Genomic DNA, 25,550 nt, shown 5'->3' on the forward strand with positions numbered 1-25,550 from the left:
GCCGGGGGGCTCCACCCAGGACGGCCGGCGAGGCTTGGGCCCGCGGTCAGAAGCGCCGCAGTGAGGACCAGGGGAAGGGCTTCCAGAAGGGCGTCACCACGTCCTCGCCCTCCAGCGGAAACCAGGGTCCGGTGTCGCCTCCCGCGGAGAGCACGTGGAAGTCCTGCGCGGGCATGAACCCCTGCCCCAGCAGCGCCACCTTCTTCCCCGCCGCGTTGGCCGCCACGTCCAGCACCAGCACCGCGTGCCCGGGGCTTCCACCCAGCACGAAGAAGTCCCCGGGCCGCACGTCTTCGCGCGAAGGCCGCCCCTTGAGGGATTCCAGCGAGTGCGTGCCCGCGTAGGTGAAGACCATGTCCAGCCACGTGCGGAAGCTGGCGCGTGAGGCATCCGGCGCCGCGCCGCGCACCCACGACACCTTCGAGCCCGCTACCCGCGCCCGGTCCCCTTCCGCGTACCGAGGCCACTCCGCCAAGTGCCCGCTGGTGAAGCGGTAGGCGAGGCGCTCCCGCTTGCCGCTGGCCCAGAGCCACTCCGCATGGAGGCGGATGACGGAATCCGCGCACTGCTGGAGGTTCGCGGTGCCCACGTCCAGCTCCGCCACCGCCGCCAGCCGCGCGTCATCCGACGCCAGAATCCGCCCACCCTGGTGGCTGAGCACCGGCGTGCCGTCCGGCCTCAGCGGAAGGCCTCGCAGCCAGGCCCCGAAGGACCCCTTCACCACCGGCACCCGCGTGTAGCCCTCCGGCGGCGCCACCGCGGCATCCAAGGGGCGCACCACCGCCTGGGCCGGCAACCATGCGTAGCGCGCCAGCTCCTCCCGCGTCGCGGGCCGGGGCTGGCCCTCCTCCGCTGCCCCCTCGGATACAGGGAGCAGGCACAAGGCCCACAAGAGCGCCCAGGCCCACGGACGAAAGCGGCCCTCGGTGGCGGGCCAGGACGAGGAGGACGAGCACGGCGAGCAGTCGAACGCGGACACGAAGCAGCCATCTCCAGGAGTCAGGGCGGCACGACAGGTGGCGCCGTGGGTTGGAGGTTTCTCACGGACCTGGAGTTCCCTCATGCTCGCTCGAGCCCAGTCGCTCCCTGACTGCCCCGCGTTCCCGGGGGTGGGTCTACCGCTGAACGCTCGCCGCCCCCGGAACGTGCGCGGCTGGGACCGAGCACTACCTTGAGTCGTATGCGCCGACAGGCGAGCCTCGCGCTGCTCAACACCTTGTCGCTGACCCGGCTGCCCCTGGCGGTGGCCTTCATCCTCGTCCCGGATGCCTGGGTTCGCGCGGGGCTCGTGGTGCTGGCCGCGTTCACGGACTTCCTGGATGGGTGGATTGCCCGGCACAAGGGGCTCGCCACGCGGCTGGGCGCGCTCATCGACCCGGTGGCCGACCGCGCCTTCATGGTGACGGCCATCCTCGTCTGCTACCTCGACGGGCTCATCAGCGGGGTGGCGGTGCTGCTGCTGGTGCTGCGCGACGTCGGCACCACCGTGGGCTTCTTCGTCGCTCGCCTGGCGCCCAGGTTGCGCTCGGTCGAGCTGAAGGCGCGGATGCTGGGCAAGGCCGTCACTTCCTTGCAGCTGGTGACGCTGCTGTGCGTGCTGCTGTTTCCTCCCGCGGTGGTGCCCCTGGTGGCGCTCATCGGCGTGCTGTCCTTCGCGTCGGTGGTGGACTACTCCCACGCGGTGCTGAAGGCCCGGGAGCGGGACGCCGGACCGCGGCGGATGAAGCCGGAGTCCGGCGCGGCATCCTCGGGTTCCTCCCTGCCGCCGGTGCGCAAGTAGGGCCGCGGGCGTCAGGGCTGCGCCGCCGAGTCCGCGGGCTGGGCTTCGGGAAGGCCCAGCACCCGGGCCCTTTCGATGGCGATGGCGGAGCGCTCGCCCTCGCTCATCTCCATCCAGACTTCATCCATGTCGTCGAGCAGACCGTCCTCCTCGGGTGAGTCGCCTTCTGGGTGCCGGGTGCGGACGAGCCGCAGCTTGTTCAGGAGTGCACGGTAACGGTCGTAAGCAGACATGATGGGAACCTCCCCCTCGGGGACGAGCATCGGGCGTGCGACTGACGAAGCGTGGATGGGCCTGGCACCTCACTTCCCAGCCGGAGTGGAGGGGAGCACGGAAATCTCCATGGTCCGCTCTTCATCCAGCAGGTTCACCACTGCTCGGACGTGCTCGCCGGGCTCGAGCTTCCGCAAGGCGATGTTGCGCCCGTCCCGGAACACCCGCGTCCGAGGGTCCACGCGCAGCGTCAGCGGCGGACCATCCCCGACGGCGATGGCCACCTCCGTATCGCCCACGGAGCGCACCACGCCGGTATAGACGGCATCCACCACGGCCGTCCCCGGAGGCGACGGCACGTCCGAGCCCTCAGGTGGCACGTCATTGACGACGCCCGCAGCGCCGGTGCCTCCCGTGCCCTGCTGGGCAGCCGTTTCCCGCTGAGGACTCACCACCCTCGCGCCTGGAGGAATGCCCGCGCCGCCCGTGCCCGTGACTTGCCCCCGGAGCTGCGTCACCTCCTGGCGGAGCTGCAACAGCTCGGCGCGCAGCTGGTCCACTTCGCGCTGGAGCGCCGCGGCGTCCGTCGAAGTCAGGGCTTGTCCTGCTGGCGCCTGTTCCGTCCGCGCGGGCACCTGCTGTGTGCCTTGCGCCGTCGCCACGCCGCCACAGAGCAGCATGGACAGCCCCACGATACCCAACACCCACAAGCTTGCTTTGCGCAGCATGAAGCCCTGACCTCCTTTCCGCTTCAAAGGTGGGGCCTGCCGGGTGACGGACAACCACCGGCCCGGCCGGGATGCGCTGGGAGAGCCACCCACCTGCCGGGCCACCGCCTGCTCCCATGGGGACCGCCCGCAGCGCGGAAATTCTTCGAGGCCGCGCTGAAACTCCAAATCGCCTCGCGTCACTCCCTGGGCGCCGGGCCTGAGCAAGCCTGGTCCGGTGGTGTCACGCGGCGGACCGCGGCGCCACGGGTGTGTCTTTTCCTGGAGAACACCATGTCCAAGTCGTCTGTCTGGGTGAGCCTGAGTGTCGGTCTGGCGTTGGGTTTCGTGGGGGGGCGCGTGGCGCGTCCCACGGAGCTGGCCACGGGAACGGCCCATGCGGCCAACCTCGCGGCGAAGACGCCCGCCCCCGGCGCGCGTCCGCGTGCGCCGATTTCGCCCACCGTCTACAAGGTGCCGGTCAATGACTCGCCGACGGCGGGAGCGGAGGACGCGCTCGTCACGCTGGTGGAGTTCTCCGACTACGAATGCCCGTTCTGCGCACGTGCGAATGGCACGGTGAAGCAGCTCCAGGAGCGCTATGGCCGCAAGCTGCGCGTGGTGATGAAGCACCACCCGCTGGCCAACCACCCGCGCGCGCGGCCGGCGGCGCTGGCGGCGCTGGCGGCGGGTGAGCAGGGCAAGTTCTGGGAGATGCATGAGGCGCTCTTCACCAACTCGCGAGCGCTGAGCGAAGCCGACCTGGAGCGTTACGCCATGAAGGTGGGCCTGAACATCTCGCGCTGGAACCAGGACCGCGCGGACCCGCGGCTGGCGGAGCGCATCCGCCAGGACGAGGCACTGGCGATGCAGTTGGGCGCCACCGGCACGCCGGCCTTCTACGTGAATGGCCGCTTCATCAGCGGGGCCCAGCCGCTGGAGGTCTTCACGGGCGTCGTGGACGAGGAACTGAGCAAGGCGGAGGCCCTGGTCCGGACGGGCGTGCGGCCGGTGGAGGTCTACGCACGCACCATCTCCGCCGGAAAGGACAGCCAGCCCACGCAGCAGATGATGCCCGAAGAGCCGGCCATCCAGCAGGTGGACGTGGGCACCGCGCCGTCCCGGGGCCCGGCCGACGCGCCGGTGACGGTGGTGGCCTTCTCAGACTTCGAGTGCCCGTTCTGCGCCCGCGTGGTGCCGACGATGAAGGCGCTGGAGGCCGCGTATCCCGGCAAGCTGCGCGTGGCCTTCAAGCACCAGCCCCTGGCGCAGCACCCGAATGCGCAGATTGCGGCGGAGGCGGCCATGGAGGCGCACGCGCAGGGCAAGTTCTGGGAGTTCCACGACGTGCTCTTCGCCAACCAGCGCAAGCTGGACCGGGCGTCGCTGGAGGACTACGCGCGGCAGGTGGGCCTGGACGTGGGCCGCTTCAACGCGGCGCTGGACTCGCGCAAGCATGACGCGCACGTGTCCGCGGACGTCGCCCAGGCCATGCGCGTGGGCGCCACGGGCACGCCCACGTTCTTCATCAACGGCCGTCCGGTGACGGGCGCCCGGCCGGTAGAGCACTTCCGCGCCATCATCGACGACGAGCTGCGGAAGGCGGCGCGGTAGTCACGCGGCAACTCACGGCTCCGAGGCCGCGACCTCTGAATCAGAGACCGCGGCCTCCGGCTCCGGCGGCCGTCTCAACACGCCCACGTTCGTCACCTCGCGGGCGTTGACGTTGAACTCCACCGTCCCAAGAGAGGTGCGCAGCACGTGTTTGCCCGGCTTCAGCCCCGGCACGAAGATGCGGCCATCCAACAACGTGTAGTGCGACGCACCGACCCACTCATGGTTGACGGTGATTGCCTCGCGGGAGCCCCAGAGGTGGTCGTCGCCGAAATCCATCATCCCGGCGACGGCGCCCGTCTCCTCCAGGTGGATGTCGACGGACACGCGCTCCCCCTTCCCGCCTCGGACCACGGCGCTGCCCGCGCGGCCATCCGGCAGCCACGCGAAGATTCGCCCCGCGCCCACCCGGGGCGTCACCACGAACTCGGGGCCATCGAAGCGGACGTGCGCATGCTCATCGGCTGAGTTGCCACACCCCCGCCCCCGTGGACCGGGCGTCTGTGCCCCAATCCAGGCCCCCTTCACCGGCGAGCCGTCCGGGAGGAAGACGCGACCGGAGACCTCGAAATCGCCAGGGTCGCTGGAGAACCACGGCCACACCTTCCCTCCTTCCTTCATTTCGGAGAAGGGGAACGCGATGACCGCCGGAGCACCGGGCGCCAGCGTCACGTCCTTCCGTGCCGACACCGCCCGCCCGTTCCGGCGGCCCCACACGGAGACGGAGTGGCGCCCCGACTCGGTGATGCCCGTGAAGGTGCCGTCCTCCTGGGGCCGGAGCTGGACATTCACGTGGACGGACTCCACCGACTCCGCCCCACGCCGGCGCCCCATCACCGGCTTGACGGTGACCGGAACGAACGCGCCCAGTTGGAAGTCGAACCGCCGCACCTCGCCGGCGGTCAGCTCCGCGCCCACGGACCGGCTGAGCCCCTCTCCCTCGGGGGAGAAGGGCGTCATGCTGACGGAGTAGCCCGGCGTCACGCCATCCAGCGTGTAGCGCCCCTGTGCATCCGTCGTGGCCCAGACAGGCGTCATCTCCAGCAGCATCGCGTCACCGTGCGCGACCAGCCGGACACCCGCCGCCGGCCTCCCGTCATGCTGGAGGACCTGCCCCTCCACGGCGGCCCCTGGCGGCAGCTTCAACTCCACGAAGAGCGAGCCCCCGGCAACCACGCCCACGTCCCGCTCACAGAGCTCGGCGTGTCCGGCCCCTCGCGCACAGACGGTCATCACGCCCGCGCCAGGCGCCATGAAGGTCGCCTCGCCCGACGCGTCCGTCAGCGCCGTCTCGTCGGGCAACTGATGTCCCAGGCCAGTCGTGAACAGTCCTCGGAGGAGGGATACCCTGGCGCCCGCCAGCGGCGTGCCGTTGTCCTTGGAGACGGCCCGGACCCGAATCGAATCCGCCGCGCCATCCATCGTCGGCGGCGGCAGGGGGAGCGGCGGCAGGGAGGGGAGCCGCGCGAACTCCGGAAAGGGCACCTCCACGAGCACCGGCTGCGCCGCCCGCTCCGCGCGCCACATGCCCAGGCCTCCGAGCACCGCCGCCATGGCACTCAGGCCAATGCCCCAGCGAAACCCGTGCATCATTGAACGGCCCCCAGCTCCAGCAGTGGAACCGGGAGGCTATCACTGTCCGTCCGGGTGGCACATCCCGGCCCGGCTACTCGCTGCCGTAGCCCGCGCTCTGAACGTCGATGAGGCGGCCGTTCTCGAACGTCACCACCTGCATGAAGCGGCGCGGCCCGAAGTTGTAGGTCCACTCCTCGTACTCCCGGGTGACGGAACGCCGCTCCGTCGTGACGCCCCCCGTATTCCTGTCCGGCGTCACCGAGCCCGCCGAGTCCGTCACCGTGCGGAAGTTCTTCGCCGCCGGCTCCCCGCACTTGGCGAGCACCTCGGTCTTGAGCGCCCCATCCGCCACCAGCGCCTGGCCACAGCGGAGCGAGGCCGCCTCCGCCGCCACCGGCATCCCGGCCATTGAAAGCACGACCGCCAATCCGAGAGCACGCATGAGTTGTCTCCTCTCCATTCAGGTCAAAGGGGCAGGATGTCCGCGGGGGCGGAGCACGCTACGCGTAGGGGTTGTAGAACTTCGCGAACGTCGCCTTGGCGAAATCGCCGAAAGTCATTCCAGGCTGGAAGGCGCCCACCTTCTGCTCGGCGGGGTCCACGCCCTCCGGCGGACGCAGGTGCATGTCATTGTCCGGCTGCATGAACACCGCGAAGGTGGCGCGGGAGATGTTGCGGCTGGCCGGATGGGCCAGCGCCTGCACCGCGTGCGGCGTGGACCGCAGCAGCCCGCCGGTGACAATCTGGGAGCTTTCGCCAATCTGGAAGGCCAGGCTGTCCTTCGGGATGACGACCTTGCGCTCCTCGCCCGTCCGCGTGCGCACGTACAGGCCCGCTTCCGGGTCGGGCACCGGGATGTCCTTGCGCGCCGGCTGCTGCGCGCCCGGCTCGGCCTCGAAGTACATGGCCGGGCAGAGCGCCGTGAGCGAGCCGTGGTCGCTGTGCCAGCCGCACCACGAGTCCCGCGTGCGCGGCGTCGCGTCCTCGTTGATGGCGAAGTAGTAGAGCAGCCGCGCCTTGCACGCGCGCGAATCGCGAATCGTCCGAGCCAGCGCCGCGTCCGGTGCCAAACGGCTGCCCAGCCTGGACTGCACGTACTTGTCGCATTGCTCGGCGACCAGCACGCCCACGTCCACCATCCGCTGGCCCAGCGCCATGAAGGCGGGCCGCAGCTCCGGGAAGTCCGCCTCCGGCCACACGTTGGGGTGGTAGTTCTCCGGGTGCTTCTCGATGAGCGCCGCGTCGGTGTGCGGCACGTCGTACTGCGGGTTGTTGTAGTACGAGCCCTTGAACTCGTCGAACTGGCCAGGGCGCAGCAGCTCCTTCCCGTGGCTCCAGCCGAACGAGTAGCTGCTGCGCGCGTGGACGTAGCGGTCCTTCACCTCGGTGGGCAGCGCGGCGAAGCGGAAGCCCAGGGGCAGCAGGTTGTCGCGCAGCTCGGCCAGCTCGGGAATGCCCCGGACGACGAGCAGGCCAATGCCGTCATGCCCGTAGGCGCGCTCGATGGCGGCGCTCAGGTCCGCGCCCGCCGCGAGCTGCGCATAGTCGAGAAGAACCACTCCGTCTTTCGTTTCCGCCACGTCGCTGCTCATCCCAGGTGCCTCGTGTCTTCTCCCCACGGTGCCACACCGGCATCCGCGCCGGGCAGGGTGTGCACAGGCCACCCGTGACAAGGGAGACGGGTGCCATACTGCCCGGTTTGGGCGCATGCGTGCCACCTGCGTCTCTCGGTGGCGGGCGGAAAGCCCCTGCCCCCTCCCTGCTCCCGTGCCAGGCCCCGCGCCCTCGTCCCCGAGGGCAGTCGCGCGCGGCGGCAACCAGGCTTCACATGGGGGGACGTGTTTCCTCTCACGAGGAGAACCCCGCGATGGAAAGCCCGCTGTATACCGGAGAGGTCCGTACCGTCGGAGAGAGCATGGCGCGCGGCACCACCGACGCGGGCGCCTTCAAGATATTCATGGACGAGCCCGTGAAGCTGGGCATCCCGGTGACGTTCGCCGGCAAGGCTACTTCGGGGGCGTGACGGGCACCGGCGCCACCAGGGGCGCGGCGCGGCCGGGCCGGGGGACGAGGAAGAGCAGCCGCCCCTTCTGCTTCATCATCCCCGCCGCCAGCTCCGCCTGCGGGCCCGCACCCCAGAAGACGTCCACCCGTCCTGCGCCCCGGATGGCCCCGCCCGTGTCCTGGTTGAGCACGAAGCGCGACAGCGGCTTCCACTGCACGGAGCCATCCGCCATGCGCACCGGGCGCTCGGTGTGGATGAAGGCCAGGCCACCCTTGGGGAACAGCCGCGCGTCCGTCGCGATGGAGCGCCCGGCAGTCACCGGCCGCCCGAGCGAACCCACCGACGCGGTGTTGAGGAAGCGGAAGAACACGTAGGACTCGTTGTGGTCGAGCACCCGGTGGCACTGCTGAGGATTCGCGGCCAGCCACGCGCGCAGCGCCTGCATCGACATCTCCTCCTTGGGGATGGCGCCCTCCTGGATGAGCAGCGAGCCGATGCTGCGGTACGGCTTCCCATTCGACGCGGCGTAGCCGATGCGGCGCCGGCTCCCATCAGGCAACAGCAGTGAGCCGCTGCCCTGCACCTCCAGGAAGAAGAGCGCCACCGGGTCCTTGGCCCATGCCAGCTCCAGCTTCCGTCCGCTGAGCCGCCCCCCACGGATGTCCCCGCGCGACCAGTACGGCACCACCTTCCGCCCGTCGAGCCGGCCGAAGACTCGCTCTGACTTGAAGCGCTCCGCGAAGGGCTCCAGTGGGACTTCAATCAAGTCGGACGGAGGCCCGTGGATGGGCACGTTGTACACGTCCGTGCGCGTCAGGCTCGCCTCGATGGTCGGCTCGTAATAGCCGGTGAAGAGCACCTGGCCGTCCTCGCCTCCGGCGGCCTCCAGCGGCTCGAAGTCCTCCAGGACCAGGGCCCACAGGGCCTCCTGCGTGAGGTCCTCGCGAAGCCGAGCGTGCAGGCGCTCCAGGGCGGTCCGCAGCTCGGCGATGGAGACCTGCCGCGCGCCGTAGATGAAGCGATGGTCGGATGGGCGGCTGCGCAGCCACACGAGGCTCTCCGCGACGGCGGTGCGCAGGGACGCGACGTCACCGTCGTCCCGGGGCTCCATCTTGCGGGACAGGCCGACGAGCGCGTCCTCGGGCTTGGTGACGGGAACGCGGGTGGGGCTCGGACAGGCCGAGGCGAGGAGCCCCAGCGCCGACAGCAGGAGGATTCGGAGGTGCCGCATGTCCATGTGGCTCCTCTACCTATCGCACCTGCCTCGGTGCGCGAATGGGGACTGGCGTGTGCCGGAATGAGCGAGCGGCCAGGCGTCAGCGGCCCTGGCCGACCGACTTCGCGGCCCGGGCCACCTCCTCCCGAGGCGGTCGGCGGGGATGTCGCCCAATCGTGCGGCCATGACCCACTCTTCGCCCTCCACCGCGCGGGCGAAGATGGCCCAGGTGGGCTCGCGCTCCAGATGGGCCCAGAGCGCGCGCAGCAGGGCGATGCGCACGTCCCGGTGCAGCCGCGTTCCGTCCAAGGCGATGAGGCGCTCGTAGGCGGCGTCGGAGCGCAGCTCGCCCAACAGGCGCACCACCTCCTTGGCGCCCCTGACCCGGGTGAGCGGCACACGCGAGAGCAGGGACAGCACGCGCTCATCCTCCAGGCAGCGGAGCAACGTGGGGAGCCCCTCGCCCTGCTCACACCGGGCCAGGACCCGAATGGCCTTCTCCCGCACCACGGGCCGGGCGTCATCCACCAGCGCGAACAGCGCCTCCTTCGGTGCCCCATCGGAAGCGCCGGACCGTGGCGCCCACGGTGGACTCGAAGCCCGCGCGGATTGCCACTGGGTCATCGCCTGCGCCTGCGAGGGCAAGGGCGACGCATCGCGCATGGCCGCGACGAGCTCCGGCAGGCCCGGCACCAGGCGCACACGCGCGCCTGGTTCCGGGCGACCTCCAGAAGCCAAGGCGCGGAGGCCCGCACCTCGTCCTCGGTGAGGTGCTCCCCCAAGCGATGCTCGCTCAGGAGGCCCCGCACCATGGGGAGCGTCGCCAGCCACGTCGCGCCCCAGGCGGTGTCCCTGGCGAAGATGCGCAGCACCAGCGCCCCCAGGAACCGCGATGTGTGTTCGGACAGGTCAGCCGCGTCCAACGCATCGCGCAGGATGCGCCCCAGCTCCACCATCTGGCGGACGCGAGCATCATGGTCGATACCAGACAGCTCGGCGCGCAGCTCGGCGCGGCGAATTTCAGGCATGGCCGCGGGGGATTGCCCTTCACGCCCAGGCCTGACAAACGGCCATATCCCTCTCAAATGGTTGATCAAAATCACGCGGTCGAGCGTCTTTGCGGCCCGGGACGACCCGGATGTGAGGCTCGGCGCGTATGACACGGTGTCCCAGGGTGTAGGCAGACCCGCGGCGCGCATGGAGCGCGACCCCGGCCACGGTGAGTGGGAGCAGGCCAGATGGGTGGGTCACCCAGTCGAGGAATGCCGGCGCACGCCTCGCATGTGGGAGCCCGGTCTTCGCGTCGCTCATGGATGGGCTGGCCACGGTCCGTCCGCCGCATGCAAGGCATTGGCCTCGCGGCATCTGCCTTGCTCGCGCTGTCGCCGGTAGCGCAATCCCAGGCGTCCCCGCTCACGGACGAGACGCCCCCTGCCGCGGCCTCCGGCGAAGTGCCGGCCACGAGCGCCCCACCCGTTCCGCCCAGGCTGCTGGAGAACTCGCCGGCGAAACTGCCCGAAGGCTTCCCGCTCACCCACCCCGTGGAGGTGGAGCTGGAGCTCACGCTCGACGAAGCGGGCGAGGTCACGGACGTGGGCGTCGCGCGAGACGGCGCACCGCCCGAGTTCGTCCGCACCGCGCTGCATGCGGCCACGGGCCTGCGCTTCCACCCGGCCATGTCCGGAGACACCCCGGTCGCGGTGCGACTGCCCTTCACCTACCACTTCGAGCCCGCCATCCGAGCCGCCGTGCTCACCGGCCGCATCCGGGCCAAGGGCACACGTAAGCCGCTCTCCGGCGCCGTCGTGCGCAGCGGCGAACACGTCGCGGAAGCCGACCCCCAGGGCCACTTCGAACTGTCGCTCCCGCCCGGCGAGCACACGCTGCACATCACCTCGCCCGGACACCGGCTGCTCTACTTGAAGGAGACCCTGGAAGCCGACCAGCGCCTGGAGGTCGTCTACGCCCTGGAGCCGCTCGCGCTGAATCCCTACGAGACGGTGGTGCGAGGCGACCGCCCTCGCACCGAGGTCTCCCGCATCACCCTGCATGACCAGGAGCTGCGCGAGGTCCCCGGCACCATGGGCGACCCCTTCCGCGTGGTGATGCTGATGCCCGGCGTGACGACGCTGGCCTCGGGCCTCTCCTACCCCGTGGTGCGCGGCGTGCAACCCTCCGCCAGCGCCTTCTATGTGGATGGCGTGCGCGTGCCCTTCCTCTACCACCTCATGGTGGGCGGGGCGGTGGTGCACCCGGACCTCATCGAGACGCTCGACTTCCAGGTCGGCGTGCCCTCCGCGCGCTACGGCAGCCTGCTGGGTGGCGCGGTGGACGCGCACATCAGCCGGCCTCGCGAGGACGGCATCCACGGCAGCGCCTACGCGGACCTCATCCACAGCGGCGTCTTCCTCGAAGTGCCGCTGAAGGACACGGGCACGGTGGTCGCCGCCGCCGCGCGCATCAGCTACACGGGCCTCATCATCACGCGCGTGGCCAACACCCTCACCGCGCCCTCTTCCTTCACGTCATCCGATGGCAGGCAGTTCACCAGCGGCGGCGACCCGAAGATGTACGCGGACTACTGGGACTACCAGGCTCGCGTGGACCAGCGCGTGGGACAGGGCCAGCTCCGGATGCTCGCGATGGGAAGCTCGGACGCGGTGGGCCTGACGGCGCGCGCGCCCAATCAGGACTCCGGCGGCGTGGGCCTGCTGTTCCACCGGGTGGACGTGCGCGGCCGTCACCCCTTCGCGGGCGGCGAGGCCGAGCTGGGCCTGACGTTCGGCTACGACAAGCTGGGCATCGACTTCGCAGACGACGGCAAATACGACGGCGAATACACCCTGAAGCAGGGCAACGTGGCGCTGCGCGCGGGCTTCACGCGCGAGCTGTCGGACGCCGCGCGGCTGGAGCTCTTCGGGCAGCTCGAACGGCGCAGCGCGGACGTGGTGGCCATCGGCATCTTCAGGCCCGTCGGCCCCGTGGAGGGCCCAGACGCATATGACCGGCCCGACATCCTCGCCACCTTCGCGGGCGTGGGCGCGCAGCTCACGCTGAAACCGTCCGCGCGTTGGGCGCTGGTGCCCGGCGTGCGGGTGGACAGCTACCACGGCTTCGGGAGCCCCACGATGCTCGCGGTGGAGCCCCGGCTCGCGGTGCGCCACGCACTCACGGACACCGTCACCCTCAAGACGGGCGCGGGCCTCTACCACCAGCCCGCCACCGTGCTGCTGCCAGTCCCCGCCGGGGAGATGCTCGCGCTGGACCGGGGGCTGCAACGCGCGATGCAGTTCTCCGCGGGCGCGGAGTGGCGCCCGAGCCCGGAGCTGGAAATCCTCGCGGAGGCCTACTTCAACCCGCTGCTGCGCACGCTCGAGTTCAACTTCGAGGACGTCCTGAGCAACCTGCGCCGCCGGGGCCTGGAGGCGGACGACATCCAGGGACGCGGCCGCACCTACGGCGTGGAGCTGATGGTGCGCCGGCCCCTGGGACGCAACTGGTTCGGATGGGCCACCTACGGCTTCAACCAGAGCCAGCGCTTCGAACGCTACGCGCGCGTGGGCCCCGACGGCGAAGAAGTGGGCCAGGCCGAGGGCTACCTGCCCTACGCCTTCGAACAAGCCCACACGTTCAAGGCCGCGCTCAGCTACCGCTTCCCTTTCGTCACCGTGGGCGCGGTGGCGCACTTCAACACCGGCCGTCCGGAGAGCGGCCAGTTCGGCTACCGCACCATGCAGCCGGGGACCACGGAGGACGGCACGCCGGAGTGGCGACCCGTGAGCCGCGACGCCGTGGGGCGCCTGCCGCCCTTCTTCCGGCTGGACGTGCGCGCCTCCCACAGCTGGGCCTTCAACAACTTCGTGCTCGACGTCTACCTGGACGTCTTCAACGTCACCGCGCGCAGTGAGGTCATCAGCCGCAAGTACGGCTTCGAGGAGGCCTCCACGGGAGCCATCGACAAGCTGCGCGTCAGCACCATCGACGTGCCGGTCATCCTGCCCACCCTGGGCGCGAAGGGGACCTTCTGACCATGACTCGCCTCACGCCCCTGCTCCCCCTGTGCCTGTCGCTCCTGGCGTGCGCGATGGAGCCGGATGCCCCCGTGTTCCTCTCCGGCACCGCGCAGGAAGCGGATGGCGCGCCCTGGCGAGGAGGGCCGCTCCTCCTCACCCGCCCGCTGCCCGTTCCCGTCCCAGCGAATACACCGCCCCGCGTGCGCTTCGAGCCCTGGGCCGAGGTGACACCCGACGCGGACGGCCTCTTCCTCCACCGCCTCACCGCGAGGGAGACCGGCGCGGACGAGATTGTGCGTCCCATCCCCTGGGCGGCACCCAATGCCTTCCAGCTCCTGCTGCCACCGCGCGCGGACGGTGGCAGGGACCTGATCGCCATGGAACTCAACCGGGACTCGGACGTGCCGCCCCTGCGCCTCTGGAACAGCAACGTGCGAGCGGCCGAGGCCCCAGGCGGCGTCATGCTGGCGTGGAATGACATGCCGCAGGTGGCGGACATCCCCGAGCCCCACTACTTCGTGGAGGCGCGCGGCCCCACGGGACGTGCGTGGCTCATCCGGACCGGAGAGCAGGAAGCGCCCTGGCTGGGCCCGGAAATCCTCGAGGACTTCACGGACGGACACGCCCACGTCCAGGCCTTCTCCTCGGGCGCGCGCGTCTGGGTCCACACGTCGCTCTACTACTTCGCCGTCCACGACGCCCCGCCCTTCCGGCTGCCATTCGAAGGACGCGTGCCCATCAGCCGTGGCGCGGACTGCCGCGGCGGCCGGAACGTCGTGAGCCCCTGCCCCTTCACGGATGGCCGGCTCGAGGCCGTCAACGTCCCAGGGCCGCCTCAAGCACTGGCCACGGAGCTCACGCTCATCCTGCCCCAGCCTCTGCGGCCCCGGCAGGTCGTCATCCGGGGTGCCCGGGTGGTGGGACCTCCCGAGCAGGTGCTGCACGTGGAGGGCTCGGTGGACGGGAATGACTGGCAGCTCCTGAGGACGAGCCCCGTGCTTCCCGACCCGACCTCCGGGCCCTACCTGGACGAGACGAACTCGGACTCAGGTAGCCAGGAACTCTATGTGCGGCTGGAGCTTCCGGTGGACGTGCCCGAGGTCCGCGAGGTGCGCGTGTGGTTCGGGAAGCCGCTTCCAAACGGCGGGCCGCCTCCCTTCAAGCAGAGCATCAGCACGCTCCGAGAGGTCTCCCTCTTCGGAGCGCCCTGACGTCGCCGCTCAGTTGGGCGGGGCGGGCACGACGAAGCGCCCGTCCGCGCCCAGGCGCAGCCGCGTGAGGTAGCGCTGCTGGATGTCCAGGTAGAGGTCCTTCCCATTCGGGAAGAGCTTCACCGACGGCACCAGCAGATGGTGCTGCGGAGGCGTGCCCAGGGCCGCCCACGCGCGACGGCCATCCGTGCCCAACACCACCCAGCGGGTGGTGTTCGCCAGGGAGTCCTCGGTCGGCGCCAGCTTCATCAGGAAGATGGCGTGCTTGCCATCCTGCGCCGCCCAGGTGTCCACGAGCGACGCCTTCCCTTCCATACCGCCCAGCCCCCAGGAGCTCACGATGCAGTGGCCGCCCTCGAAAGGCCGGGCCAGCGTGACCAGAACCCAGGGACTCGGCTTGCCCTCGTCGGTCGTGTGTCGATGAACCACCAGGTCGAGGGGACCACTGGCGAGCGTGAACTGCTTGTGGAAGTCCCGTGGAATGGGGTCCTTTTCGGACCGCGGACTCAGCAGGTCTACGTTCGCATGCCAGGTGCGCGCCTCGCGCCCCTCGTAGGCCTTGTCCTCCAGCGCGGGCTCGTCCGCGATGTCATCCGGACACGCCTTTCCCGAAGGCGCCACGGTGGCCGCCGAGGAGCGCTCACCGGGCAGGTCCAGCTCAATGGGTCCCGACCTAGAGCCCTGTGGCGCGGACGACGTGCCCGAAGACGTGGCACACCCCGACCACCAGCAGCCCAGCACCAGGCCACCCAATCCCAACCACTTCCTGTTCATGAAAGACAGCCCCCTCGGCGCGCGCGGCGCCCCTGACAAGGGCCGTGAGCATGCCACGCCCTCGCGCGGGCTACAGCGACTCCGCGCGCGAGGACGGGCTGGGGCGATGCAGACTCAGATGAAGTAGTCGGGGAGCAGCTCCGCCCCGGGCACCAGCTGGTACTTGTCGAAGTCCGTCACGCCCACGCCGCGGAGGACTTCCTCGTCGATGCAGAAGTTGCCGGTGAACTCGCGGCTCGGCTTGGTGAGGATGGCGTAGGCCGCGTCCGCCATGATTTCCGGCGTCCGGCAGCCGCGGATGGTCTCATCCCCGCCCAGCAGGTTCTGCACCGCCGCGGTGGCGATGACGGTGCGCGGCCAGATGGCGTTCACCGCGATGCCGTCCGAGCGCAGCTCCTCCGCCATGCCCAGCACGCACATGCTCATGCCGAACTTCGCCATGGTGTACGCGACGTGGGGCGCGAACCAGCGCGCCTCCATGTTGAGCGGCGGCGAGTTGTTGAGGATGTGCGGATTGCTGGCCTTCTTCAGGTACGGGATACACGCCTGCGAACACGCATACGTGCCACGCGTGTTGATGCCGTGCATCAGGTCAAAGCGCTTCATCGGCGTCTCGAGCGTGCCCGTGAGGCTGATGGCGCTGGCGTTGTTCACCAGGATGTCGATGCCGCCGAAGGTCTCCACCGCCTTGGCCACGGCGGCGGCGATCTGCTGCTCGTCGCGGATGTCCACGACACAGGGCAGCGCCTTGCCACCCGCCTTCTCGATTTCCTCCGCCGCCGTGTAGATGGTGCCGGGGAGCTTGGGGTGCGGCTCCGTCGTCTTGGCGGCGATGATGATGTTGGCGCCATCCCGGGCAGCGCGGAGGGCAATGGCCTTGCCGATGCCACGGCTGGCACCGGAGATGAACAGCGTCTTTCCCTGGAGATTGGACATGGGGTGTTCTCCTATCACGAACGGGCGTATGGCTTCCGCAGCGCCACCTTGGCGAGGGACCCCATCACTTCGCCTCCTCGGAGAAGGCACGCTCGATGAGCATCTGCATGGGGGCGTGGGCCGGTAGCGTGCCAAACGTCTGTCCATGCGCCCCGCCCAGGCGGGACTCGCAGAAGGCATCCGACACAGCGGTGTTGCCCGCACGAATCAGCAGCGACGCTTGGAGCGCCAGCGCCAACCCCTCCACGATGGTGCGCGAGCGCGCCTCCATCGAGTCCGTGTTGGCCAGCTCCTTGCCCAACCGCGCGGTGGCCTCGTCGTAGGCGGGGTGCCCGCCCTGCGCGGCCAGAAGCTCGGCGAAGAGGGCTTCCCGGCTGGCCGGCTCTCGCGACGCCGCGCGCAGCACGTCCAGGCACTGGATGTTGCCGCTGCCCTCCCAGATGGAGTTGAGCGGGGCCTGCCGGTACAGGCGAGGCAGGTTCGTCTCCTCCACGTAGCCCGCGCCGCCCAGACACTCCTGCGCCTCGTTGACGAAGGAGGGCGTGCGCTTGCACACCCAGTACTTCCCCACCGCCGTGGCGATGCGGCAGAACGCGGCCTCCTTCTCATCCCGAGGCGTGGCGTCCACCGCGCGGGAGACGCGCCCGGTGAGCGCGACATGGGCCTCCAGCTCCAGCGCCAGGTCCGCCAACACGTTGCGCATCAGCGGCTGGTCGATGAGCCGCTTGCCGAACGCCACGCGGTGGCGCGTGTGGTGGATGGCCTGCACCAGCGCCTGACGCATCTGCCCGCTGGAGCCAATCATGCAGTCCTGCCGCGTCAGCGCGACCATCTCCAGGATGGTGGGGACACCGCGGCCCTCCGCGCCCACCATCACCGCGTAGGCACCGTGCAGCTCCACCTCCGAGCTGGCGTTGCTCCAGTCGCCCAGCTTGTCCTTCAACCGCTGGACGCGGATGGCGTTGAGCGCGCCGTCCGGCGTGAAGCGCGGCATCAGGAAGCACGACAGGCCACCCTCCGCGTGCGCCAGCACCAGGAAGGCGTCGCTCATGGGCGCGGAGAAGAACCACTTGTGGCCCACCAGCGCGTAGGGCTGACCGGGCCCGCGGCCTTCACCCAGGCGGTGCGCCTTGGTGGTGTTGGTGCGCACGTCGGAGCCGCCCTGCTTCTCCGTCATGCCCATGCCAATGGTGGCGCCTGACTTCTGCGCGGCGGGGATGAAGCGGCTGTCGTAGGACGCCGAGCTCACGCGCGGCAGCCACTCCATCGCCACCTCTGGCTGGTGGCGCAGCGCGGGCACCGACGCGTACGTCATCGTGAGCGGACAGCTCGTCCCCTGGTCCGCCTGATTGTGCAGATAGAAGAGGGCCATGCGCGCCACGTGGGCGCCGGGCTTGTCCTCGTTGCGCCAGGCGAAACCCGAGACGCCGTGGGCCATGCCCAGCTCCATCAGCCGGTGGTACGCGGGATGGAACTCCACCTCGTCACGGCGGTTGCCATAGCGGTCGAAGGGCCGGAACTTGGGCTTGTTCTCGTTGGCGAGGAACGCCAGCTGCTGCATCTCCCCGCCCACCACGGGGCCGTACTTCGCCAGGTCGGCCTCCGCCCAGCCGCCGCCCTCGCGGGCCACCACCTCGCGGAGCACGGTGTCCGTCGTCCACGCGTCGTACACGAGCGGTGGAGGCTGGTTCGTGACTTCGTGCGTGAGGAAACCGGCGGCAATGGCGTTGCGTTCAGTCATGGTGAAGGTCCTCCTGGGGACAGTGCCCTGTTCCCCTGGATTACCGTGAACACGAGCGGCAGGCCATCGCAACCCGAGGGGCGGATGCGGCGTGTCACCGCTTCTTCGCCTGCTCCAGCTCCTCGACCAGCAGCTCCGAAACCTTCCGCACACGCGGTATGTCGAGCGCAGACTTTGCGCACACCAGGTGCAGCTCGCTGGTGGCGTAGGGCCCCAGGTCCAGGTCGAGCGGCACGAGGCTCCGCTCCCGCACGAAGCGGTGCCGCAGGTCGCCCAGCACCATGGCCCCCACGCCCGCCTCGGCCGCGGCCAGCATCACCAGGTAGTTGTCCGCGGTGAACACGGGCGAGAAGCCGGGGATGATGGACTCCAGCTGGGGATTGGGCGGCGTCGCATCGAACGGCGGCGCCCAGGCCACCCACGGAATCTGCTGGAGCGTGGGCCGCTTGGGCAGCTTCGCCTTGAGCGACTTCGCCACGAAGACGGCGTTGCGAATCTGCACCCCATACACGCGCTTCAAGTCCGCGTTCGGCGGGCACCGGGCCCGCAGCGCGAGGTCCGCCTCGCCGCGCCCCAGGTCCAGGTACTGAATCCCGGAGAGCACCTCCAACCGCAGCCCCGGGTACTTCTTCGCTACCGCCCCTGAGAAGGGCGCGAGGAAGTCGAAGCACATGTACGGCGCCGCCGTCACCCGCACCAAGCCCCGAGGCGACGTGTCCGACGACTCCGCCGCGCGGTGCAGCTCTCCCGCCCACTCCGCCATCTTCTTGGCCGGCGGCACCAGCCGCTCACCCGCGGCCGTCAGCACCGCGCCGTCCACGCCTCGGCGAAACAAGGAGGCGCCCACCGCGTACTCCAGCGCCGCCAGCCGCCGGCTCACCGTGGGCTGACCGATGCGGAGCCGCCGCGCCGCCCCGCTGAAGCTGCCCGTCTCCGCGATGGCGAGGAACAGCCGCGCGTCATCCCAGGAGATATCCATGAATGCATGACCTCATGCCTGAATCGCCATTTTCCATCCATTCTCGCATCGCTACCTTGCGCCTGTCTCGACGTGCAGGAGCCCCACCATGCGGAACCGTTCCCTCGCCCTCTCGTTCGCCGCCGTGTTCGTCACCGCCGCCCTCACGGGCTGCGCCGTCACATCACACGGCGTGCAGCCCTCCGCCCTCGGCAAGGCGCGCCCTTCGTCGGAGCTGCTGCCAATGCTGGCGCAACCCGGCCCGGTGGAGCTGGAAACGGTCGTCTCTTGCGACTGGGCGGTGGAGCGCGGAGGCCTCATCAACCTGGACCACCCCACCGCGAAGGCGGCGGGTCTGAAGGACGAGGACGAGCCCGTCCAGGTCTTCTTCCACGTCCTCCGCCACCCGGAGAAAGGCCTCTTCATCGTCGACACTGGCGTAGAGACGGCGCTGCGGGACGCGCCGGAGAAGGCCGCCATGCGCGGGCTCGTCGCCAGCGCCATGAACATGGAGAAGATGACGGTGCACGCGCCGCTGGGGGAGTGGCTGGCGAAGCAGCAACAGCCGCTGGCGGGCGTGTTCCTCACGCACCTGCACCCGGACCACATCACCGGCATGGCGGACGTACCCGCCGGGACGCCCATCTACACCGGACCGGGTGAAGCGTCCGACCGCGCCTTCGTGAACATCGTCGTCCAGGGCAACAGCGACCGGGCCCTGGCCGGCAAGCCGCCGCTGTCGGAGTGGACCTACGCGCGGGAGGACGCCGGCCTGTTCGACGGCGCGGTGGACATCTTCGGGGACGGCTCCGTGTGGGCGCTCTGGCTGCCCGGCCACACGCCCGGCACCACCGCGTACCTGGTGCGCTCCACGAAGGGCCCGGTGCTGCTCGCGGGGGACATCAGCCACACCCGCTGGGGCTGGGAGCACGACGTGGAGCCCGGCTCGTTCAACAACGACGCGGACCGGGCCACGGTGAGCTTCAAGAAGCTGCGCGCGTTCGCCCAGGCACACCCCGAGGTCGAGGTGCGCCTGGGCCACCAACACTGACGCGCAGGTGCCTCAGTTCCGGGTGTGCTGCCGGAAGAAGTCCCACATGATGCTGGTGCCGTCCGGTCCGGACGGGTCGGCGAAGGGATAACGCGAATCCCCACCGGGCCAGGCGTGGTCCATCCCCTGGATTTCGATGTGCCGCGCCACCAGCGAGCCACCGTAGACGTAGTCCTCCACGGTGTACCCGCGCCCGCCGGGCACCGTCGCGCGCGTCACCTGCGTGGCCACCGGACGGATGCTGTCATTGGCCACGCCGTCATCGCCGTAGTCACTGGTCTGCAGGAACTGCCGCACCGCTTGCCGGCCGTTGACGGAGTCGACCACGCTGTCCTTCGTCCCGTGCACGACAAGCACCGGCACCGTGTGACGCGGACGGCCCGAGCACACCCACGCGTCCCGGCCCCGGTCATCCGGGTGGTAGATGCTGCCGAAGAGCATGGCGAAGCCCGTGCCCGAAATCGTGGTGGCCGCCTTGTACATGGCCCCCGCGCCAATCATCCCCGCGGCGAACACGTCCGAGTAGCAGGCCAGCAGCGTCCCCGTGAGCACCGCGCCGGAGCTGACGCCGCCCACGTAGATGCGGCGCGCATCCACCGCGTAGTGCCGCTTCACCTGCTCCACCATGCCCACAACGAGCGCGGGCTCACCGTGGCCCCGCGTCTGGTTGAGCACCAGCATGAAGTTCCAGCACTGCGTGGGGTTCGCGAACGTCGCCTGGTTCGGGTACAGCACCAGGAACTTCTCGGCGTCCGCCTTCTCGTTGAGGCGCGAGAGGCCGGCGAACTGGCTCGGGTTCTGGAAGCAGCCGTGCAGCGCCACCACCAGGGGCAGCGGCGTGTCAGCCTGGTACCCCGTGGGCACCCAGAGCTGGAAGCCCCGGGTCCCTTCGATGCCATGAACCCAGGTGCCGGCGCGTGCGGGCGCAGCGGCGGTGAGCGTGAGGACGGCGAGCAGCAACAACCACGTGCGCGAGCACGCGACAGTGTTCCGCTTCATTGGCTGACTCCTTCGGGGTGGGGGAACCGCGCTCAGCCCGGCTGCCGCGCATCCACCGCGGCGTCCTCGACTCCGGCCAGGAAGGCCTCCACGGCTTCGGCGACCTTGTCGGGCTGGTCATGCGGTGACGCATGGCCGGAATCACTCAACACCTGGAGCCGCGCGTTCGGCAGCAGGTCCACGTAGGCCTGCTTCGTGGACACGGGCGTGTAGTCCCTGTCGGACGCGAGCACCAGCACCGGGCAGGTGATGCCGCCCAGGTGCCGCATGACGCTCCACCCCACCAACCCCTTCGTCGCGCGCAGGTACGCGTCCGGGTCGTTGGCGCTGAATATCTCCAGCGCGCGCTGACGAAGCGCTTCCTGTTCGGGCTTGGGAAAGAGCTTGGGCGCCAGGACCTTCGCCAGCACCGAGGGCCCCAGCAGCTTCAGCAGCGTCAGGCGCAGCCCGAACTCGAACTTGCGGCGCAGCGTGCGCGCCACCAGCTCCGGCCCGCTGTTGACGATGACCAGGCTGCGCACCAGCTCCGGCCGGTCCACCGCGAGCTGGAACCCCATCATCCCGCCCATGGACAGGCCCACCACGTGGACGCCGGTGAGTCCCAGCGCGTCACACAGCCCGGCGATGTCCCGGGCGAAGCGCGGCACGCCATAGGCGCCCGGCGGCTTTCCGCTGCGTCCGTGGCCCCGCGCATCGGGAACGATGACGCGATGGCGGCCCGTCAGTCTGGGTGCCACGGACTCCCAGTCCCGGCCTGAGGAGCCAAGGCCGTGAAGAAGCAGCACAGGGGTGCCCTCACCCGATTCCTCGAAGTAGAGGGAGAGCGCCTCGAACTGGAGCAACGGCATGTTCGGACCCCAGATTCAGGTAGGAAGCGTGTCGAACCGCAGGCCCGAAGCTACATGAACGAACGTTCGTTTTTCAAGAGTACCCCATGAGCACCTCCCCCCGCTCTCGCCTGCGCGCCACGGCCGCCCGCCTCCCCCCCACGGCAGCGGCGCCCCCCGAAGGCACGCGCCGGCGCATCCTGGAGACGGCCCTGCAGCTCTTCGCGAGCCGCGGCTATCACGACACGTCCATTCGGGACCTGGCGTCGGCCCTGGAGCTGCGGCCCAGTGCGCTGTACGCCCACTTCGCGGCCAAGGACCACGTGCTCGCGGAGCTGGTGCGCATTGGCCACGAGGCCCACTTCGAGGCGTTGGAGACCGCGTTCCAGGGCGCGAAGCCCACGCCGGCGGACCAGGTGCGCGCGCTGGTTCATGCGCACACGCGCGTCCACGCGGAACATCCGCAGCTCGCGCTGGTGGTGAACGAGGAGTTCTACGCGCTGTCGCCGGAGCTGGCGGCGCCCGCGCAAGCGCTGCGGGACAAGGCCAACGCCATGTTGATTGACGCCATCCGGCGCGGCATGGCCCAGGGGCAGTTCTCCCCGCTCCATCCCGAAATCACCGCCGCGGCGATTGTCGGCATGGGCTCTCGCATCCCCCACTGGTTCGAACCCGGCGGCCCCATCGCGGTGGAGACCCTGGCGAAGACCCACGCCGAGTTGGCGCTGCGGATGCTGGGAAGTGTCTCCGGCGCGTGAGGCCGCGCGACTAACCGCGCATCTGCCTGCGGCCGGACGCCACCTGGAACGCGTACACCGCCAGCGCGGCGATACCCACGAGGAGGACGACCCACAGCAAGCCGCCCACGACGGCGCGAGTCACGGTGAGCACGACCCAGAGCGCGAGCAGCCCCAGTCCCACGTAGAGCAGCCCCTTCATCATCGGCCTCCATGCCACGGGAAAGTCTCTTCATGGTAGGGACGCCCCGCGCGCGCGACAGGGCCCGGCTGCACGGTTGGTTGCTGACCGTTGAATTTTCCAGGCAGGCTCGCGTCAGAAGGCGCATCCACCGCAACGGCGAATCCTTCCTCACGCTGGATACCCTCACCATGACCACTCGCATGCTCTGGAAGCTCACGGCGCTCTCCCTCACCCTGTCCGCTCCCGCCTTCGCGGCGGACTGGCGCAAAGACGGCAACTTCCGGCGCAAGGAGGTCAAGAGCACCGAGGACATCGGGCAGGCGCAAGAGGACCGGGGCTTCGCGCTGGGTCTGCGCGCCGGCTACAGCCTCCCGCTGGGAAGCGCCGTGGCTTCCGAGCGGGGTGAAAACCCCAAGATGAGTGACGCGTACAGCGGCGCCATCCCCTTGCAGGTGGACCTGGGCTACTTCTTCAACTCGAACGTCTACCTGGGCGCCCACTTCCAGTATGCGCCCGTGCTCCTCGCTGAAGACTGCCGCTCCGAAGTCAGCTGCTCCGCCAGCCAGATGCGCTTCGGCATCAACGCGTCCTACCACTTCCGCGCGGGTGAGAAGTTCATGCCCTGGCTGGGCCTGGGCATCGGCTACGAGATGCTCAACATGAAAATCTCCGCGAGCGAGGGAGACATCGAGACCACCATCGGCACGGGCGCCCGCGGCATCGAGTTCGCATCCGTCCAGGCCGGCGCCGACTACCGCGTCAACGACACGTTCTCCATCGGGCCCTACCTGTCGCTGGCGGCCGGCGTCTACCAGACGGCGACCAGCAGCATCGAGACGAAGAACGTGCCCATCCTCGGCGACATCTCCGAGTCGGACTCGGAGAGCATCGACAACAAGGCGGTCCACGCCTGGATGTCCGGCGGCGTGCGGATGCAGTTCCGCTTCTAGGCCACTCCCGCGGTCCGCATCAGTCCAGCAGGTGCGGGTTGCGCAGGATGAGCAACCCCGCCTGCACGGTGGCGGCGTAGTCGTTGAGATGCCCGGCGTCGACGAGCACCGTGGCATCCCGGCTTCCGCCCGCGACCAGCGCCGCATCCACCTTCTTCGCCCCCTGGTTGTACGCGGTGAGCGCCAGCCGCCAGTCGCCATAGCGCGCGTGCAGGTCCGACAGCAGCGAGGCGGCGGCCTCCGTTTCACGCGCCACGTCCAGCCGCTCGTCCCGCGCGTCGCTCACCTCCAGCCCGTAGCGCCGCGCCGTCTCCGGGATGAACATCCACACGCCCGCGCCACGCATGCCCGGTGCCAGCGAGGGCCGGCCATCCGTCTCCGGCATGTTCGTCGCCGCGGATTCGACGACGGCCACTGCCAACAGTCCCTCGGGCAGGCCCTTGTCACGTAGCGGCGCGGAGAGCGCCTCCCGCTGCGTCACCAGGTTGGCCAGTGCGCGCTTCATGAACGCGCGTCCCTTCTCCGAACCGGTGAGCGTGTTGAGCCGAGCCAACACATGCGCGTCCACCACCACCGGCAAATCTCCCTCCGGCTGGCTGGACCGGGCGAGCGCCTGCGCCTCCGCGAGCGTCACCGCGCGGCCCTGCGCCACGCCTTGTGACAGCGCCGCGAGCGGCACCAGGACGAGACACAGCGCGGCCAGGAGCGCGGAAACACCCTGGGCACGGGCGGGACGAGGCTGGAAGAGCATCTGGATTCTCCGGGTGGTGGGGTGGGACATGCCGGTGACACCGGCGGGAAGGGAGGACTCGGGCCGCACCGACAAGGCCGCCTGGAGCAGACACCGCGCGTAGGCCTGCGCCGGGGCCCGGCCACTGGCCACCAGCGCTTCGTCACACGCCAGCTCCTGCAGCGAGGCCATCCACCGGGACAGGGCATATGCGCCCGGATGCCAGAAGAAGGCGCCCGTGAGGACGAGCCGCGCGAAGGCCCGGTGTGTGTCGCGCTGACGGTGGTGCTGAAGCTCGTGAAGCACCGTCAGCCGGAAGGACTCCGCGTCCTCCAGCAGCGCGGGCGGCACCACCACCCACGCGGAGGGCTGACGCCCGGCGCGAGGAAACCACGCGGAGAAGGCCGGCATGCCCACCTCGCCCAGCACCACGGCGACACGCCCCACGCCGCGCACGCGGGGCAGCGACTCCAACTGGCGCAGCATGCGCGCGTGCCGCACGAGCGCCCGCGCGATGAAGGCGCCTCCTCCCACCAAGAGCGCCAGCGCCGCCGCGGGCAGCACGGGAGGCAGCGCGGGCGCGGACTCCCGAGCCCGCGCAGGCTCCGCCACCGGACGCGGCTCCCACAAGGGCGCGGGCAGCCGTCCCGCGTGGCGCGCCACGGAACGCTCGAAGGTGAAGCGGGGCCCGGTGGGAACCAGCGCGTGCACGGCCGCGGCCAACAACGGCAGCACCAGCGTGAGCAGCAACACGCCGCGCGCAACCTTCAAGGACTGCCGCGCCGACAAGGGACGCCCCAACCATGCCAGCAGCGCCAACGCCAGCCATGCCAGCGGCGGCGCCACGGCGAGCAGCAGCGCCTGCGTCAGATAGAGCGACGCGAGCTCACGCAGCACGGCGCTCACGGCTTGCGGCCCTTCGCGTCGAGCAGCTTGCGGAGCTGGTCCACATCCGAGGCGGACAGGGGCACCGCCTCCACCAGCCGCGCCACCAGCGCGGAAGGCGTGCCGTCAAACACCGTCTCCACCAGGTGGCGCACGCTCTGCGCCTCATAGGCGTCGCGCGGCAACACCGCCGAGTACAGGTGGCCACGGCCCTGCTTGCGGCTCTCCACCACGCCCTTCTGCTCCAGGATGCGCAGCACCGTGGAGACGGACGTGTACGCCAGCGCGCGCTCCGGCGGCAGCGCGGCGAGCACGTCCGCCACACTCACCTCACCGAGGCGCCAGACGATGTGCATCAACTCCAGCTCCACCGGCGTCAACGGCCGTGGAGCCACTTCGGGCTCAGGCTTGCGAGTCACGAGCGAACCTCCGTGACGCGCAAAC

The 25,550-nt window shown here is 70.1% G+C and carries 26 protein-coding genes; 8 read left to right on the forward strand and 18 right to left on the reverse strand.

Annotated elements, in window-relative coordinates:
* Nucleotides 1-46: 46 nt before the first annotated feature.
* Entirely contained in the window at nt 47-1,063 is a 1,017-nt protein-coding gene (locus BHS09_RS37485) for a DUF4846 domain-containing protein (protein ID WP_140800475.1), read from the reverse strand.
* A 117-nt stretch (nt 1,064-1,180) separates the two neighbouring features.
* On the opposite strand from BHS09_RS37485, the gene BHS09_RS37490 reads away from it, so the two are divergent.
* Nucleotides 1,181-1,780: a CDP-alcohol phosphatidyltransferase family protein gene (locus BHS09_RS37490; protein WP_140796121.1), complete on the forward strand. Its 600-nt coding sequence runs from the start codon at nt 1,181-1,183 to the stop codon at nt 1,778-1,780.
* A gap of 11 nt (nt 1,781-1,791) precedes the next feature.
* Here BHS09_RS37490 and BHS09_RS37495 read toward each other — a convergent pair whose 3' ends face one another.
* On the reverse strand, nt 1,792-2,013 hold the full coding sequence (locus BHS09_RS37495; protein WP_237077852.1) for a hypothetical protein: 222 nt from the start codon (nt 2,011-2,013) through the stop codon (nt 1,792-1,794).
* Nucleotides 2,014-2,082: 69 nt separating this feature from the next.
* Nucleotides 2,083-2,721, reverse strand: a complete 639-nt coding sequence (locus tag BHS09_RS37500; RefSeq protein WP_140800476.1) for a hypothetical protein — start codon at nt 2,719-2,721, stop codon at nt 2,083-2,085.
* A gap of 273 nt (nt 2,722-2,994) precedes the next feature.
* Here BHS09_RS37500 and BHS09_RS37505 point away from each other — a divergent pair, with 273 nt between their 5' ends.
* Complete coding sequence (locus BHS09_RS37505; protein ID WP_140800477.1) at nt 2,995-4,314, forward strand: DsbA family protein; 1,320 nt, start codon at nt 2,995-2,997, stop codon at nt 4,312-4,314.
* 12 nt (nt 4,315-4,326) lie between these two features.
* Here BHS09_RS37505 and BHS09_RS37510 read toward each other — a convergent pair whose 3' ends face one another.
* The 3 genes from BHS09_RS37510 to BHS09_RS37520 all read right to left on the reverse strand — a co-directional run bounded on the left by BHS09_RS37510 (nt 4,327) and on the right by BHS09_RS37520 (nt 7,481).
* Complete coding sequence (locus BHS09_RS37510) at nt 4,327-5,907, reverse strand: carboxypeptidase-like regulatory domain-containing protein (protein ID WP_140800478.1); 1,581 nt, start codon at nt 5,905-5,907, stop codon at nt 4,327-4,329.
* A gap of 73 nt (nt 5,908-5,980) precedes the next feature.
* Nucleotides 5,981-6,349, reverse strand: a complete 369-nt coding sequence (locus BHS09_RS37515) for a DUF2845 domain-containing protein (RefSeq protein WP_140796125.1) — start codon at nt 6,347-6,349, stop codon at nt 5,981-5,983.
* Between the two features lie 40 nt (nt 6,350-6,389).
* On the reverse strand, nt 6,390-7,481 hold the full coding sequence (locus BHS09_RS37520; protein ID WP_140800479.1) for a 2-oxoglutarate and iron-dependent oxygenase domain-containing protein: 1,092 nt from the start codon (nt 7,479-7,481) through the stop codon (nt 6,390-6,392).
* Between the two features lie 275 nt (nt 7,482-7,756).
* Here BHS09_RS37520 and BHS09_RS37525 point away from each other — a divergent pair, with 275 nt between their 5' ends.
* Nucleotides 7,757-7,912, forward strand: a complete 156-nt coding sequence (locus tag BHS09_RS37525; protein ID WP_237080074.1) for a hypothetical protein — start codon at nt 7,757-7,759, stop codon at nt 7,910-7,912.
* Here BHS09_RS37525 and mltA read toward each other — a convergent pair.
* From mltA to BHS09_RS38970, 3 genes are read right to left on the reverse strand one after another with little or no spacing between them, the layout of a single operon-like run.
* Complete coding sequence (gene mltA / locus BHS09_RS37530; protein ID WP_140800480.1) at nt 7,896-9,131, reverse strand: murein transglycosylase A; 1,236 nt, start codon at nt 9,129-9,131, stop codon at nt 7,896-7,898. The two genes, BHS09_RS37525 and mltA, sit on opposite strands and share 17 nt — an antisense overlap.
* 9 nt (nt 9,132-9,140) lie before the next feature.
* A complete protein-coding gene (locus tag BHS09_RS39815; protein ID WP_237080075.1) occupies nt 9,141-9,773 on the reverse strand; it encodes a HEAT repeat domain-containing protein in 633 nt (210 codons plus the stop codon).
* Nucleotides 9,731-10,138: a hypothetical protein gene (locus tag BHS09_RS38970; RefSeq protein ID WP_174260623.1), complete on the reverse strand. Its 408-nt coding sequence runs from the start codon at nt 10,136-10,138 to the stop codon at nt 9,731-9,733. The genes BHS09_RS39815 and BHS09_RS38970 overlap by 43 nt, the downstream gene beginning before the upstream one ends.
* 312 nt (nt 10,139-10,450) lie before the next feature.
* Between BHS09_RS38970 and BHS09_RS37540 the strand changes: the two genes are divergently transcribed.
* Both BHS09_RS37540 and BHS09_RS37545 read left to right on the forward strand, forming a co-directional pair.
* The gene (locus tag BHS09_RS37540) at nt 10,451-13,138 is read left to right on the forward strand and encodes a TonB-dependent receptor domain-containing protein (RefSeq protein WP_161605196.1); all 2,688 of its coding nucleotides are present in this window, start codon (nt 10,451-10,453) and stop codon (nt 13,136-13,138) included.
* A gap of 2 nt (nt 13,139-13,140) precedes the next feature.
* Nucleotides 13,141-14,334, forward strand: coding sequence for a hypothetical protein (locus BHS09_RS37545; RefSeq protein ID WP_140800482.1), 1,194 nt, complete (start codon nt 13,141-13,143; stop codon nt 14,332-14,334).
* A 9-nt stretch (nt 14,335-14,343) separates the two neighbouring features.
* Here the strand turns inward: BHS09_RS37545 and BHS09_RS37550 are convergent, their stop codons facing one another.
* The 4 genes from BHS09_RS37550 to BHS09_RS37565 form a co-directional block, all read right to left on the reverse strand.
* On the reverse strand, nt 14,344-15,108 hold the full coding sequence (locus tag BHS09_RS37550) for a hypothetical protein (protein ID WP_140796130.1): 765 nt from the start codon (nt 15,106-15,108) through the stop codon (nt 14,344-14,346).
* Nucleotides 15,109-15,222: 114 nt separating this feature from the next.
* Entirely contained in the window at nt 15,223-16,044 is an 822-nt protein-coding gene (locus tag BHS09_RS37555) for an SDR family oxidoreductase (protein ID WP_140796131.1), read from the reverse strand.
* A 64-nt stretch (nt 16,045-16,108) separates the two neighbouring features.
* Nucleotides 16,109-17,785: an isovaleryl-CoA dehydrogenase gene (locus BHS09_RS37560; protein ID WP_140800483.1), complete on the reverse strand. Its 1,677-nt coding sequence runs from the start codon at nt 17,783-17,785 to the stop codon at nt 16,109-16,111.
* A 94-nt stretch (nt 17,786-17,879) separates the two neighbouring features.
* Nucleotides 17,880-18,764, reverse strand: a complete 885-nt coding sequence (locus BHS09_RS37565; RefSeq protein WP_140800484.1) for a LysR family transcriptional regulator — start codon at nt 18,762-18,764, stop codon at nt 17,880-17,882.
* Between the two features lie 88 nt (nt 18,765-18,852).
* On the opposite strand from BHS09_RS37565, the gene BHS09_RS37570 reads away from it, so the two are divergent.
* On the forward strand, nt 18,853-19,794 hold the full coding sequence (locus tag BHS09_RS37570) for an MBL fold metallo-hydrolase (protein ID WP_140800485.1): 942 nt from the start codon (nt 18,853-18,855) through the stop codon (nt 19,792-19,794).
* Nucleotides 19,795-19,806: 12 nt separating this feature from the next.
* Here BHS09_RS37570 and BHS09_RS37575 read toward each other — a convergent pair whose 3' ends face one another.
* Together BHS09_RS37575 and BHS09_RS37580 are read right to left on the reverse strand one after the other, a co-directional pair.
* Nucleotides 19,807-20,793, reverse strand: coding sequence for an extracellular catalytic domain type 1 short-chain-length polyhydroxyalkanoate depolymerase (locus BHS09_RS37575; RefSeq protein WP_140796134.1), 987 nt, complete (start codon nt 20,791-20,793; stop codon nt 19,807-19,809).
* A gap of 32 nt (nt 20,794-20,825) precedes the next feature.
* Nucleotides 20,826-21,641 (reverse strand): alpha/beta fold hydrolase, encoded by an 816-nt coding sequence (locus BHS09_RS37580; RefSeq protein WP_140796135.1) that lies wholly within the window; start codon nt 21,639-21,641, stop codon nt 20,826-20,828.
* Nucleotides 21,642-21,727: 86 nt separating this feature from the next.
* Between BHS09_RS37580 and BHS09_RS37585 the strand changes: the two genes are divergently transcribed.
* A complete protein-coding gene (locus BHS09_RS37585; RefSeq protein WP_140800486.1) occupies nt 21,728-22,378 on the forward strand; it encodes a TetR/AcrR family transcriptional regulator in 651 nt (216 codons plus the stop codon).
* A 10-nt stretch (nt 22,379-22,388) separates the two neighbouring features.
* Here BHS09_RS37585 and BHS09_RS38710 read toward each other — a convergent pair whose 3' ends face one another.
* Nucleotides 22,389-22,562, reverse strand: a complete 174-nt coding sequence (locus BHS09_RS38710) for a hypothetical protein (RefSeq protein ID WP_161604949.1) — start codon at nt 22,560-22,562, stop codon at nt 22,389-22,391.
* 167 nt (nt 22,563-22,729) lie between these two features.
* Here BHS09_RS38710 and BHS09_RS37590 point away from each other — a divergent pair, with 167 nt between their 5' ends.
* Nucleotides 22,730-23,491 (forward strand): outer membrane beta-barrel protein, encoded by a 762-nt coding sequence (locus BHS09_RS37590; protein WP_140800487.1) that lies wholly within the window; start codon nt 22,730-22,732, stop codon nt 23,489-23,491.
* Nucleotides 23,492-23,510: 19 nt separating this feature from the next.
* Here the strand turns inward: BHS09_RS37590 and BHS09_RS37595 are convergent, their stop codons facing one another.
* Nucleotides 23,511-25,127: a transglycosylase SLT domain-containing protein gene (locus tag BHS09_RS37595; RefSeq protein WP_140800488.1), complete on the reverse strand. Its 1,617-nt coding sequence runs from the start codon at nt 25,125-25,127 to the stop codon at nt 23,511-23,513.
* Nucleotides 25,124-25,525: a BlaI/MecI/CopY family transcriptional regulator gene (locus BHS09_RS37600; protein ID WP_140796139.1), complete on the reverse strand. Its 402-nt coding sequence runs from the start codon at nt 25,523-25,525 to the stop codon at nt 25,124-25,126. The genes BHS09_RS37595 and BHS09_RS37600 overlap by 4 nt, the downstream gene beginning before the upstream one ends.
* Between the last annotated feature and the right edge of the window lie 25 nt (nt 25,526-25,550).

This window comes from Myxococcus xanthus, assembly GCF_006402735.1.
Classification (GTDB): domain Bacteria; phylum Myxococcota; class Myxococcia; order Myxococcales; family Myxococcaceae; genus Myxococcus; species Myxococcus xanthus_A.